We start from the raw sequence: 12,876 nt of genomic DNA on the forward strand, positions 1-12,876 counted from the left end.
CATCGAATTTCGGGCGTTCCCGCGAACGCGCAAACCTTTTCCCTTTCAGATCCGGAGCTTTTCGATGCCGCAATACACGCCCCCGCTGCGCGACATGCAGTTCGTCCTCCACGAGATGCTCAATGTCGAGCAGGCCTTCAAGGAAATGCCGCCGCACGCCGACCTCGACGCCGACACCGTCAACTCGGTGATCGAGGAAGCCGGCAAGTTCGCCGCCAACGTCATCTTCCCGCTCAACCAGTCCGGCGACGAAGAGGGCTGCACCTACGTCGGCGACGGCGTCGTCAAGGCGCCGAAGGGCTTCAAGGAAGCCTATGCGCAGTACTGCGAGGCCGGCTGGCCGTCGCTGTCCTGCGACCCGGACTTCGGCGGCCAGGGCCTGCCGGAGCTGGTCAACAACGTGCTGTATGAAATGCTGAACTCGGCGAATCAGGCCTGGACCATGTACCCGGGCCTGTCGCACGGCGCCTACGCGGCGCTGATCGCGCGCGGCAGCGCCGAACTCAAGCAGACCTATCTGCCGAAGATCGTCTCCGGCGAGTGGACCGGCACGATGTGCCTGACCGAGCCGCATGCCGGCACCGACCTCGGCATCATCCGCACCAAGGCCGAGCCGAACGCCGACGGCACCTACGCGATCTCCGGCACCAAGATCTTCATCTCGGCCGGCGAGCACGATCTGTCCGCCAACATCATCCACCTCGTGCTCGCGCGCCTGCCGGACGCGCCGGCCGGCACCAAGGGCATCTCGCTGTTCATCGTGCCCAAGTTCATCCCGAACGCCGACGGCACGCCGGGCGAGCGCAATACCGTCAAGTGCGCGTCGATCGAGCACAAGATGGGCATCCACGGCAACGCCACCAGCGTCATCAATCTCGACGGCGCGAAGGGCTGGCTGGTCGGCGAGCCGCACAAGGGCATGAGCGCGATGTTCATCATGATGAACGGCGCGCGCCTCGGCGTCGGCATGCAGTCGCTGGGCCTCGGCGAAGTCGCCTACCAGAACTCGCTGGCCTATGCCCGCGAACGTCTGCAGTCGCGCGCGCTGACCGGTCCGAAGCTGAAGGACAAGCCGGCCGACCCGATCATCGTGCACCCGGACGTGCGCCGCATGCTGCTGACGCAGAAGGCGTACAACGAAGCCGGCCGCTTCCTGACCTACTGGGTCGGTCTGATGATCGATCAGTCGCACAAGCACACGGACGAGAAGGTCCGCGAGGACGCCGATGAGCTGGTCGCGCTGCTGACGCCGATCGTCAAGGCCTTCATCACCGACAACGCCTTCGAGAGCACCAATCTCGGCATGCAGGTGTTCGGCGGCCACGGCTTCATCAAGGAGACCGGCGTCGAGCAGTACGTGCGCGACGCGCGCATCAACCTGATCTACGAAGGCACCAACACCATCCAGTCGCTCGACCTGATCAGCCGCAAGGTGCTGCTCGACGGCGGCAAGAAGCTGATGAAGTTCGGCAAGCTGGTGCAGGATTTCATCAAGGCCCAGGCCGGCACGCCGGAGATGAAGGAATTCATCGAGCCGCTGATGGACATCGGCGACAAGGTGACGAAGCTGACCGCCGAACTCGGCCAGAAGGCGATGAAGAACCCGGACGAGCTCGGCGCCGCCGCGGTGCCGTACCTGCGCGTCGTCGGCCACCTCGTCTACTCGTATCTGTGGGCGCGCATGGCCGCCGTCGCGCTGGCCAAGCCCGAGGACGACTTCTACAAGGCCAAGCTGGCGACCGCGCGCTTCTACTTCGCCAAGCTGCTGCCGGAGACGGCGTACCAGATCCGTTCGGCGCGCGCCGGCAGCGACACGCTGATGGCGCTCGACGCGGCGCTGTTCTGAAATCTCGCTGCAGCAACGCAAAAAGGGCCGGCATTCGCCGGCCCTTTTTCGTTGGCGCCGTCCTTCAGAACTCGCCGATCACGCGTATGCCGTAGCTGTCGGCCTTGTAGGAATCGCCGAACTCGTCTTTGTAGTCCATGCCGGTGTAGCTGGCGACGATCCAGCGCCAGCCGACTTCGAGCGTATAGCCGTAGGCATCGTCGAAATCGACGTCGGGCGCGATGTGATCGCCGTGGAACTTGATGGCCGTGTGCCAGACGCCGCCGGCACCGAGCCGCACGCCGTTATCGAAGTGGTAGCTGCCGATCAGCTCGATCGGCACGCGCGACAGATAGATGTCGGCGTTCGAAGCCTTGGTCGTGACGTACTTGTAGCCGACCGTGGCGCGCGCCGACCATTGTGGCGCCGGCCGCACATAGAAGCCGAGCGCCGCGCTGAGGCCCTCGCCGGCATCGACGCTCTGCTCGCTGTTGTCGTCGAAGTAGATGCGCGCGACCTCGTCGCCACCGAATTCGACGGCGCCCTGGACGGCGAAGCCGAAGTGGACCGGATAGTACGCCGGCGCCTGCTGCGCCCGGGCCGGCGTCGCGGCGGCAAGCGCCAGCACCCCTGCCAGTGCCGCGAAATGATGATGTTTCATGGAATCTCCCTGTCGTGGATGCGCGCCCCCGAGCGCCCGGCGACGATAGCAGCGCGCGCGGCGGGCGGGCGACGCCGGCGCACGCGCCAGCGTGACGCTCAGCCCAGAACGAAACGCCAGGCGATGCAGACCAGTACGCCCAGCGTCAGGACGATGCGCAGACGAAAATAGCTGCTCATCGGATCGAGCTCGCGCTCGCGCCACAGTTCGGCGAGCCCCAGCAGCACAAAGACGCCGGCGAGCGCCGGCAGCGCCTCGCGGAACGGCAGCAGCGACGCGCCCCAGGCCAGCAGCATCAGGCCCGCCGACAACACCATGCCGAACAGGCCGGCCGGGTTCTCGGCGACGACCAGCGCCAGACCCCAGAAGCTGCCGGCCATGAAGGCCGCGATCATCGCCGCGTACAGCAGCCACGCGCGATCGAGCCAGTCCGGCGCCGTCTGCGGCGCCACGCTCAACCACAATGGACCGGCGACGAACGGCAGAAGGCCCGCGTAGCCGAGGGCGAACAACAGGCGTGGCAGATTCATCGCGGGGCACCGGGCCGAAATCCTGCGGCAGCCTAGCGCGGCCGCGTGCCGATCAAAAGGGCGCCCGACGCAGGCCGGCACCGACGGGACGGCGCGGCCGCCCCGAGAGCACGCTGCCGCCGCTCGCATCGGCCGGCCGCCGGCCGCGAACGGCGCGCCGGATCGTCATCGCCGCCCGCTAGCGGGCGGCGCGGCGCGGCGGTTCGGCCGCCGGCTCGCCCTGGCGCCCGAGCTCGCCGAGCAGCGTGCTCAGATCCTCCGCATGCTCTTCCTCCTTGGCGAGGATCGCCTCCATCAGGCGCCGCGTCGTCGGATCGCGATCGCCGAGGTACTGGACGATCTCGCGATAGCTGTCGATCGCGATGCGCTCGGCAACCAGATCCTCCTCGAGCATCTGCACGATGTCCTCGCCTTCCACGTACTCGGAGTGGCTGCGGCCGAGCAGGCCGTCCGGCGAGAGATTCGGCCTGCCGCCGAGTTGCGTGATGCGCTCGGCGAGCTGGTCGGCGTGCTGCTGCTCCTCCTCGGCGTGTTCGAGGAATTCGGCGGCGACGCTCTTGGCATGGATGCCCGAGGCAGCGTGATGGTGGTCGCGATAGCGCAGCGTGCAGACGATTTCCGTGGCCAGCGCTGCGTTGAGCAGCGCGATGACCGCATCGCGGTCGGCGCCGTAGCCCTCGGTCACCGCGCCGCGCCGCAGATGCTCGCGCGCCCGGCGCCGGATCGTCTCGATATCGGTCAGGAACGGTTTGGCTGCCATGGCTGGACTCCTTCGGCAGTGGTCGGTGCGGGCGATCCGCCGCTCCGGTCCACCTTGCCGCGCGGCGCTGAATCGCGCCTGACCGCGCAGTCCGCTCAGGGCGTGGCGAAACGGCGCAGCTTGTCGGGGTTGTGGATCACGTAGATGCCGCAAATGCGCAGCGCCGCATCGAGCTCGATCGCCATGGTCTGGATCGGCGTGCCGTCGGCGGTGCGCAGCAGCAATCCGGGCAGGCCGTTGATCCGCAAGGCTTCGACGCGCGTATCGGCGGGCAGCGGATGCTTGCGCAGCATGCCGGCGAAGACGCGCGCGATGCGCTCGCGACCGTCGATCGGAATGCCGATCGCGGCCACGCGCCGGCCGCCGTCGGAGATCAGCTGCGCGTCCTCGGCGAGCAGGGCCTTGAGCTGGTCGAGATCGCCGTCGCGGCTCGCGGCGAGGAAGGCCAGCGCCAGGCGCTCGCCCTGCGCCGGCGTCGCGGCATAGCGCGGACGCGCCCCGCGCAGATTGTCGCGCGCCCGCGACGCGAGCTGGCGGCAGGCCGCCGGACTGCGCTGCAGGGTCGTGGCCACTTCGGCGAAGTCCACCTCGAAGACGTCGTGCAGCAGGAAGGCGGCACGTTCGAGCGGCGACAGTCTTTCGAGCGCGAGCAGGAACGCGTACGACAGATCGCTGGCCAGCTCGCTCGCCGCTTCCGGGCCGGGCACCCGCCAGGCCTCGTCGTCGGTCACCGGTTCCGGCAGCCAGGGTCCGAAGTACTGCTCGCGCCGGACCCGCGCCGACTTCAGCTGATCGAGGCACAGGCGCGTCACGGTGCGCGCCAGAAAGGCCCGCGGCGCCTGCACGGCCGCCGCGTCCGCCGCCTGCCAGCGCAGCCAGGCGTCCTGGACGACATCGTCGGCCTCGGCCTGCGATCCGAGCATGCGATAGGCCAGCCCGCGCAGGAACGACCGCTGCGCTTCGAACGCAGCCGCGGCGCTCATGCCGGCCGTTCCGCCGCCAGCGCCGGCGCGCCGGCCGCCTTCATTGCCGCGATCACCCTCTGCGCTGACTGCATCGCCGCTTCCGGCATTCGTCCCGCCTGAAGACGAGGCAGGCCGCCGCGCTGTGACATGCCGCGGCGCGCTTCAGCCGAAGCGACGGTCGGCGACGAACGGATTGTTGCGGCGCTCTTCGCCGAAGCTCGACAGCGGACCGTGCCCCGGCACGAAGCGGATCTCGTCGCCGAGCGGAAACAGGCGCTCGCGAATCGAGCGCACCAGATCCTCGTGGTTGCCGCGCGGAAAGTCGCTGCGGCCGATGCTGCCGGCGAACAGCACGTCGCCGACGAAGGCGAGCTGCGACGGCGCGTGGTGAAAGACGACGTGACCCGGCGTATGGCCGGGACAATGCAGCACGTCGAGGCGCAGACTGCCGAGTTCGACGGTGTCGCCCTGCGCCAGCCAGCGGTCCGGCGTGAACGGGCGCGCCGGCGGAAAGCCGTAGCGCGCCGCCGCATCCGGCAGCGCGTCGATCCAGAACTGATCGTCGGGGTGCGGTCCTTCGATCGGTACGCCAAGACGTTCGGCGAGATCGGCGACGCCGCTGGCGTGATCGAGATGGCCATGCGTGACGAGCAGCTTGTCGATCGTCACGCCGTGATGGCGCGCGCGTTCGAGCAGGCGCTCGATCTCGCCGCCGGCGTCGATGAAGGCGCCGCGCATCGTCGCCTCGTCCCAGACCAGCGAGCAGTTCTGCTGGAACGGCGTGACCGGAATGATTTCGCAGCGCAGGCTCATGCGCGCCGCGCCTCGGGCCACGCGTCGCTGCCCGGACCGCGGTCGGCTGGGCCGCGGACCTGCAGCGGCGCGGCCATGTGCAGCTTGCGCGCCGGATAAGCGAGGCCGATGCCTTCCTGATCGAGGCGACGCACGATCGCCAGATTGATGCTTTGCTGCGTATCCATATATTGGTTGTAGTCCGGGTCCAGCATCCAGTAGACGACTTCGAAGTTGTACGACCACTCGCCGATGCTGGCGAAGTGGGCGCGGTCGAAACGCACCTGCGGCTGCGCGCTGACGATCTCGCGCAACAGCGCGGCGACCCGCTCCAGCTTGTCCGCCGGGGTTTCGAACAGCAGACCGAACTGGAAGACGACGCGGCGTTCGCGCATGCGCTTGTAGTTGCGCAGGCGCGCCTTCAGCAGATCGCTGTTCGAGAACACCAACTGCTCCCCACCGAGACTGCGGATACGCGTGGTCTTCAGGCCGACGTGCTCGACCGTGCCCATGTACTCGTCGACGATGATGAAGTCGCCGATCACGAACGGCTTGTCGATCACGATCGACAGCGACGCGAACAGGTCGCCGAGAATGTTCTGCACGGCGAGCGCGACGGCGACGCCGCCGACGCCCAGGCCAGCGATCATCGCCGTGACGTCGATGCCGAGATTGTCGAGCGCGACCAGCAGCAGGATCGCCCACAGCGCCGTCTTGGCGACGAAGGTCAGCGCCGCGAGGCTGGTCGCCGCGCCGGAGCCCTCTTGCGCGGCGCGCGCCCGCGAACGCTCGACCCAGAAATCGATCCCCGCCGCCAGCCAGAGGCCGAACTGCCAGATCATTGCCAGGATCGCGGCCCCGCGCAGCAGCGCGTCGATGCGCTCGGGCAAGGTCAGCGATTGCGCGGCGACCCAGAGCGCCGGCAGCCAGACCAGCCACAGCCGGGTGCGCCGTGTGACCGCGATCAGCGAGTCGTCGACGCGGGTCGAGGTCAGCGCCGCGTAGCGCGACAGGCGCCGCACGATGAACTGGCGCAGCGCCCAGACGACGAAGACGGTCAGAACCGCGGCAGCCGACGCGAACAGCCAGCTGGCGAGCGGATTGCCGAAAATCATGTGCTGGAGCATCGCGGGCGTCGTCCTGTCGATGGCAACGGGACGTCCAATAGTAATGATATCGGCGCGTGTGTCGACATTTTCCGACAGCGCCTCCGACCGCGAAGCCGTTACGCTTCTCCGCAAAGCTTTAAGAAATACGACCGGCCGCCGGTATGCGGGACGGATGGGTGGTTGGTGCTGCTTAAGGGGAGTTGGATGTCTTCTGCGAAATTGCTGCGCGCGCTCGGTGCTGCGCTCCTGGTGGTGCTCGGGGCCTCGGCCTGCGGCGGCGGTGGCGGCGGATCGGGCGGCGGCAGCGTCGTCGATACCAAGCTCGCCTGCACCGAGCAGTTCAACCCCGACAAGGCCGCTGCCGGCGAAGACTGCAAGCCGACCTACGGCGCCTTTTGCCCGGATACGGGCTCCGGTTCGCCGATCTTCAACGACAGCGAAGTCACTGCCTGCGACGGCGTGACGGTCAGCAGCGGCACGGTCGAGGCCAACGGTCTTGCCTCTGATTACGTCGTGCTCAAGCCCGCCAACGGCAGCGGCGACAAGGCGCTTTACATCGGCCTGCACTGGGCGCTCGCCAACGGCGACACCATGGCCAACCGCATGCGCATGGCCGAGCTCGCCAAGAGCCGCAACGTCACCGTGGTGCTGCCGACGGCGCCGGGCTCGTTGCTGAATCGTACCTGGGGCCGCTCGGCCGGCATCCCGCCGGCGGCCAACCGCGCCGATCGCGTCGCCCTGATCGACGCGCTGATCGCGCAGACCAAGCCGCTGGTGTCGGGCTCGACGCCGGTGCTGATCGCCGGCGTCTCCGGCGGCGCGGTACTGAGCTTCGAGTACGCCTGCGATCGCGCCGAGAACATCTCCGGCGCGATCGTCGTCGCCGGCGAGATTCCGCCGGACGATCTGAGCAACTGCGCGATGGCCCGCGGCGTCGCCACCGTCCAGGTGCACGGCACGTCCGATCTGATCGGTCCTTACGACGGCAACCTGCTGTACGCCTCGGTGCCGGACACCTTCGCGGCGCTGCAGACGCAGAACGGCTGCGACAGCACCGCGATCAAGACCGCGTCGCTGCCGACCGTCGACGGCGAGCTGCCGACCGGCTACGAGCTGCAATGGGTCACCGCCTGCAGCACCGGCAAGGGCAGCGCGCTGCTGACCGTCGACGGCGGCGGCCACAACTGGCCGGGCTATCAGGGACCGCTCGACCAGCTGCCGATCAGCCTGTTCGGCGCCAAGGCCAGCGGCTTCGACACCACGCTGCAGGGCTACGACCTGGTGCGCTATCTCGGCGACTGATCGCGCCGACCCCGAATGGAGCAAAGGCCGCGGCATTGCCGCGGCCTTTTGCGTTGCGGAGCCCGCGCGTTGGACGCCCGGGCTCAGGCCTGCGGGAACGTGCCGTCGACATAGAACCAGCGACCTTCGCGCCGCACGAAGCGGCTGATCTCGTGCAGGCGCTGCGCGCTGGCGCCGCCGCTGCGGCTGCGCGCGACGAATTCGACGAGCGCTTCGTCGCCGTCAGCCTCGTGGCGCACGATCTTCAGCCCGAGCCAGCGGGTCGCCGGATCAAGAGTCAGCTCGGCAGCCGACGGCCGCGTCGCCGCATCCCAGCTGGCCAGCAGGTAGTCGACACGTCCGAGCACATACGCGCTGTAGCGCGAGCGCATCAGCGCCTCGGCATGCGCGGCCGGCACACCGGCATGCAGCGGCGCGCAGCAGCGCGCGTACGGCAGTCCGGAGCCGCAAGGGCAGGCTTCGTCCGCAAGGGATCGGCTGGATTTCGTCATCGTGTTCTCGCGCTGCACCGTCGCTGGCGCCCGTCATGCCAGAAGACCACCGGCATGTGCCGCCGGGCGCGCCAGCCTAGGGCAGCCCCGCGCACCGGACAAGCAACGTTCCCGCCCGATAGCACCGTGCGTCGCGCCGCTGCAGGCCCGCCCGCAGCCGCCCGCCGTTCCGGACACAGTGCAACGGCCGCACCGTCAAGGACAACCGCGCGAAGCCGGCCTGCCCGACCGCAAGCGCGACGAAAACCGCCGAGACGCGCTCAGCCCTTCTGCGCCGTCACCGTCAGCGTCGGCACCAGAAAGAGGAAGTTCGGGCCGCTGACGCGCACCTGTGCATAGCCGCGCTCGCGCAGCCAGGCGGCATACGCGTGGCCGTGGCGGATGTCGATCAGCGCGACGCGACCGCCGGGCTTGAGCACGCGGTCGATCTCGCGCAGTGCCTGCACGCGTTCGTCGGCGCCGGCGAGATGGTGCAGTGCCCAGCTCGACACGACGGCGTCGAAGCCGGCGGCGTCGAACGGCAGCCGGCGCATGTCGGCGGTGCGCACCTCGGCGCGCGCCGCGACGCCTTCGATGCGCAGATTGCGGCGCGCCGCGTCCGGGCCGTTGCGCACCTGATCCTGGCTGCGCCAGACGTCGACGCCGATGACCTGTCCGTTCGGCACGCGTTGCGCCACGCCGGCCGTCATCAAGCCACGTCCGCAGCCGACATCGAGCACGCGCTCGTCGCCGCGCCAGGGCAGCGCATCGAGCACCCGGTCGCGCAAGCGCAGCTTGCCGACGCGGCTGCCCCACAGCATCAGACAGGCGGTCGCGACGAAGCCATAGCCCATCCAGCCGAGCGACCGAGCGGTTCCCTGCAGGATCTGCGCGTACGACACCGGCACCATCGCCAGCAGTGAAGGCGCGGCGAACTGCAGCACGATGGCGACCGAGCCGACCGTGAGAAAGCGCCGCACCACGTCGGGCGCATCGACGCCGTAATCGGGGCGCTCGCCCCGCTCCTGCGATTTTCGTTCGCTCACTTCTGTCCCGGCCCGCTGCAATCGGCCCAGCATACGGGCAAACCGGCAGGCAAAAAAAATCCCGGCTGACATCCAGCCGGGATCTTGCCTTCCTGCCGCGCTGCCTCAGAAGTTGTACTTCACGCCGAACGTGAAGAAACGACCGACCGCACCCGACTGGTGGAACGCCGGGTTGTAGTTGAGGCCACCGTAGGTGTACGGATCGAACGGCGCCATGCGGTTGAACAGGTTCTGGACCGAGCCGCTCAGGATCCAGTTGCTGCCGACCTCGACCTTGGCGAACCAGTCCACCGTCGTGAACGACGACAGCGAGCACCCCGAGCGCGGCGTGCCGTCCGGGTTGTAGACGCCGCACACCGGACCGTTCGGATCGGCGACGTAAGCGCCCTCGCCGGTGGACGTCGTCACCGTGCCGTCGCCGATGTCGTACAGCTCCTCGCCCTTGTGGTCGATCATGTCCATCGCGCCGACGTAGCTGACCAGCAGCGAGGTCGACCACCAGCTGCGGTCGAGACCGAGCTCGAACGTGGCGCGGTCCTGCGGCGTGCCGGCGGCGGCACTGAGCACGTACGGCCCGTGCGTGCCGGCATACTCGCGCGTCTCATCGCCGACCTTGCGCTCGAAGTTGAGGACGTGCGTCCAGGTCAGCGAAGCCGTGATCGTGCCGATGCCGTCCAGCTTCATGCGGTGCCGCAGGTCGAGGTCGAGACCGTCGGTCGTGGTCGAGTTGGCGTTGACGTAGGGCGCCGAGATCGAGCCGATGCGGCCCAGCTCGTTGTAGTAGACCATCGAGTTCGGCAAGGCGCCGGGGATGGCGCTGTCCGGCTCGCCGTTCGGATCGATCCCGTCGAGCACCAGCGCCTGATCGGCCGCGATGATCTCGTCGCGCCGCTTGATCTTGTAGTAATCGAGCGAGGCGCTCAGACCCGAGAGCGGCTCGACCACCAGGCCCAGGGTATAGCTCTTGGCCTTCTCCGGCTTGATGTCCGGATTGCCGATCGTGAGGATGCCGATGCCCGTGTATCCGAACGTCGCGCTGTCGCCGCTCTCGGCCGGACCGGGGGCGCGGAACGCCTCGGCATAGGAGCCGCGCAGGGCCAGCTGGTCGATGGGCTTGAACTTCACGCCGAACTTCGGCGTCGTCGAGCTGCCGACATCGCTGTAGTGGTCGTAACGCACGGCGGCGTTCAGCTCGAGCACCTTCAGCACCGGCGCGTTGATCTCGGCGTAGCCGGCGTAGACGTCGCGGTCGGCCTTGAACGCCGAGTAGCCGAGGCCGATCACGTCGGCGATGTCCGTGTAGGGACTCGGCGGCGTATCGGTCTTTTCCTTGCGCCACTCGGCACCGAAGGCCACGCCGAAGGGACCGCCCGGCAGATCGAACAGGCTGCCCGAGATCTTCGCATCGGCGAACGTAATCGAGGTCTTGGCGTCGCGAACGAGCTTCGGCGAGATTTCGTCGCGCAGCGACTGCGGCACGGCGGCGGGGTTATTGATCCGGTACGTGCCGTTGTTCAGCGCCTCCTGCAGCTTCGAGAAGCGGACATATCCCGTCGCCTCGGTCGTCAGCTTGTTCTCGATGTAGCCGAGGCCGGAATCCCAGTTCCACATGCCGACGTCGCCGCTGAGCCCCGCCAGCACGCGGATCACGTCGCTTTCGGACGTACCGTCACGTCCGCCGAGCTCCCGCGTCATGTAGTACAGCTGGCGATCGCCTTCCTCCGGATTGTCCGGATGCCCCGCCGGCAGGACGATCCGATGCCGCACCGGCGTGCCGGGGTTGCTCGGATCGAACACGCCGCTGTCGCGCACGCCGCTCGGCGTGCCGCGCGCCTCCGTCTTCGAGTAGAAATAGCCGGCCTCCGCATAGGCCTGCAGCATCTCGGCGATACGGAAGGCCCCACGCGTATAGAGGTTGAAACGATCCTGCTGCGGCTGGATCTCGTAGTAGTCGATCGGATCGAACACGCACATGCCGGTGACGCCCGAAATCTCGGGGCAGTCGGTCAGGTTGATGCGATGACTCTGATTGGGATCGCCGATCGGGCGGATCGAGCCCCAGGGCGTCTGCGCATTGAACGCCGGGCCGGTTACATCCCCCGTCTCTTCGTCGTAGAACATGCCGGAGCCCGCCGCCGCCGCGCCGACCCGGTTGTCGTACCAGCCGTACGAGGTCAGATCGTTGGTGCCGAGATAGCCCGGCCGCGTGTTCTGCTTGATGGCCTGCTGCGTCGAGCCTTCCGCCGTCACGAAGACGTTGTAGCCGTCGGCGGCGATATCGCCGATGCCGTAGCTGGCGTTGAGGCGCTTGATGTCGCCATCGTCCATGTACGACGTGCCGAAGTTGGCGCCGAAGCTGGCGCCCTGATAGTTGCGGCGCAGGATGATGTTGACCACGCCGCCGACGGCGTCAGAGCCGTAAATCGCCGAGGCGCCGTCCTTGAGGACCTCCACCCGCTCGACCGCTTCGAGCGGGATCGAGTTGAGATCGACGAAGCTGCGCTGACCGTCGTCGGCGAGGCCGTATGGCGCCATGCGCCGGCCGTTGACCAGGACCAGCGTCGAGCTCAGACCGAGACCGCGCAGCGACACGCCGGCCGAACCGGAGGCGAAGCCGTTCGAGAAAGACGTCGGCAGCGAGCCCTGGTTGTCGGCGGACACGCTGCGCAGGATTTCGGCGATGTTCTGCTTGCCGGTGCGCTCGATGTCCTCGCGCGACAGAATCTGCACCGGCGAGGCGGTTTCCTTGTCGGTGCGGCGGATGTTCGAGCCGGTGACGACGATCGTCTCGATCTCGTCGGCAGGCGCCGCAGCCGGGGCGTCGCTCCCAGTGCCCTGCGCGGCGGCCGCGAACGCGACGGCGCTGAGGCCGGTGCCGACGAGGCTGCCGAGGGCCAGCCGCCACGCCAGCGCCGAGCGACGCACGGCACGCACTGCGTGTAAAGAATCCGTCATTGATGTCTCCCAAATGAACTGCATGATTGAGTGCAGGAGCCGGACGGCTTCCAACACGAGCGGTATCCCGGGCCGGTGCCCCCCACCGGCCCGTTCTTTGTGCTCCGCTGCGCTCAGGCGACGGCGCGGACGGGATACGCCGCCGCGCGATAGGCCGGCAGCCGCATATCCGGATTGCCGTAAAGGCGCGCATCGATCAGCGCCCGCAGGGCGCGCACTTCCTGCTCGAGCGCGGCCAGACGCTGCTCGCCGGCCGACTCGCTGCCGTACTTGGCGCGCCAGTAGTAATAGGCCTGCCGGGAGATGCGGTGTTTTGCGCAGAGGCTCACGACCGACGGCGATTCGCCGCTGTCATACTCGCGCAGGATGGCGAGGATTTCCGCCTTCGAATATCGACATTTCATGGGCAATTCCTGGTCGGGAAGAAAGGTGTGAGCGGCACGCTACGGCGCCCGCCCGCC

12 protein-coding genes are annotated in these 12,876 nt (G+C 68.2%); 2 read left to right on the forward strand and 10 right to left on the reverse strand.

What is annotated here, in order from left to right:
* Positions 1–64 precede the first annotated feature (64 nt).
* A complete protein-coding gene (locus H149_RS0115625; RefSeq protein ID WP_020650708.1) occupies positions 65–1,846 on the forward strand; it encodes an acyl-CoA dehydrogenase C-terminal domain-containing protein in 1,782 nt (593 codons plus the stop codon).
* A gap of 64 nt (positions 1,847–1,910) precedes the next feature.
* Here H149_RS0115625 and H149_RS22330 read toward each other — a convergent pair whose 3' ends face one another.
* From H149_RS22330 to H149_RS0115655, 6 genes are all read right to left on the reverse strand, one after another.
* Positions 1,911–2,486, reverse strand: a complete 576-nt coding sequence (locus H149_RS22330; protein WP_083931037.1) for a hypothetical protein — start codon at positions 2,484–2,486, stop codon at positions 1,911–1,913.
* A gap of 98 nt (positions 2,487–2,584) precedes the next feature.
* Complete coding sequence (locus H149_RS0115635; protein WP_020650710.1) at positions 2,585–3,016, reverse strand: DUF3429 domain-containing protein; 432 nt, start codon at positions 3,014–3,016, stop codon at positions 2,585–2,587.
* Between the two features lie 178 nt (positions 3,017–3,194).
* Complete coding sequence (locus H149_RS0115640) at positions 3,195–3,776, reverse strand: ferritin-like domain-containing protein (protein WP_020650711.1); 582 nt, start codon at positions 3,774–3,776, stop codon at positions 3,195–3,197.
* A gap of 95 nt (positions 3,777–3,871) precedes the next feature.
* The gene (sigJ, locus tag H149_RS0115645) at positions 3,872–4,759 is read right to left on the reverse strand and encodes an RNA polymerase sigma factor SigJ (RefSeq protein WP_020650712.1); all 888 of its coding nucleotides are present in this window, start codon (positions 4,757–4,759) and stop codon (positions 3,872–3,874) included.
* 144 nt (positions 4,760–4,903) lie between these two features.
* On the reverse strand, positions 4,904–5,554 hold the full coding sequence (locus H149_RS0115650; RefSeq protein WP_020650713.1) for an MBL fold metallo-hydrolase: 651 nt from the start codon (positions 5,552–5,554) through the stop codon (positions 4,904–4,906).
* Complete coding sequence (locus tag H149_RS0115655) at positions 5,551–6,660, reverse strand: mechanosensitive ion channel family protein (protein ID WP_020650714.1); 1,110 nt, start codon at positions 6,658–6,660, stop codon at positions 5,551–5,553. The genes H149_RS0115650 and H149_RS0115655 overlap by 4 nt, the downstream gene beginning before the upstream one ends.
* Before the next feature lie 186 nt (positions 6,661–6,846).
* Here H149_RS0115655 and H149_RS0115660 point away from each other — a divergent pair, with 186 nt between their 5' ends.
* A complete protein-coding gene (locus H149_RS0115660) occupies positions 6,847–7,944 on the forward strand; it encodes a CE1 family esterase (protein WP_154654853.1) in 1,098 nt (365 codons plus the stop codon).
* Positions 7,945–8,027: 83 nt separating this feature from the next.
* Here H149_RS0115660 and H149_RS0115665 read toward each other — a convergent pair whose 3' ends face one another.
* The 4 genes from H149_RS0115665 to H149_RS21300 all read right to left on the reverse strand — a co-directional run bounded on the left by H149_RS0115665 (position 8,028) and on the right by H149_RS21300 (position 12,819).
* A complete protein-coding gene (locus tag H149_RS0115665) occupies positions 8,028–8,435 on the reverse strand; it encodes a YchJ family protein (RefSeq protein ID WP_039749193.1) in 408 nt (135 codons plus the stop codon).
* 260 nt (positions 8,436–8,695) lie between these two features.
* On the reverse strand, positions 8,696–9,460 hold the full coding sequence (locus H149_RS21295; protein ID WP_020650717.1) for a class I SAM-dependent methyltransferase: 765 nt from the start codon (positions 9,458–9,460) through the stop codon (positions 8,696–8,698).
* A 105-nt stretch (positions 9,461–9,565) separates the two neighbouring features.
* Positions 9,566–12,415 carry a TonB-dependent receptor gene (locus H149_RS0115675; RefSeq protein ID WP_154654854.1) on the reverse strand — a complete coding sequence of 950 codons (2,850 nt, stop codon included), beginning with the start codon at positions 12,413–12,415 and terminating at the stop codon, positions 9,566–9,568.
* A gap of 113 nt (positions 12,416–12,528) precedes the next feature.
* A complete protein-coding gene (locus H149_RS21300; protein WP_020650719.1) occupies positions 12,529–12,819 on the reverse strand; it encodes a transposase in 291 nt (96 codons plus the stop codon).
* Between the last annotated feature and the right edge of the window lie 57 nt (positions 12,820–12,876).

It is taken from the genome of Solimonas variicoloris DSM 15731 (genome assembly GCF_000382285.1).
Taxonomy (GTDB): domain Bacteria; phylum Pseudomonadota; class Gammaproteobacteria; order Nevskiales; family Nevskiaceae; genus Solimonas; species Solimonas variicoloris.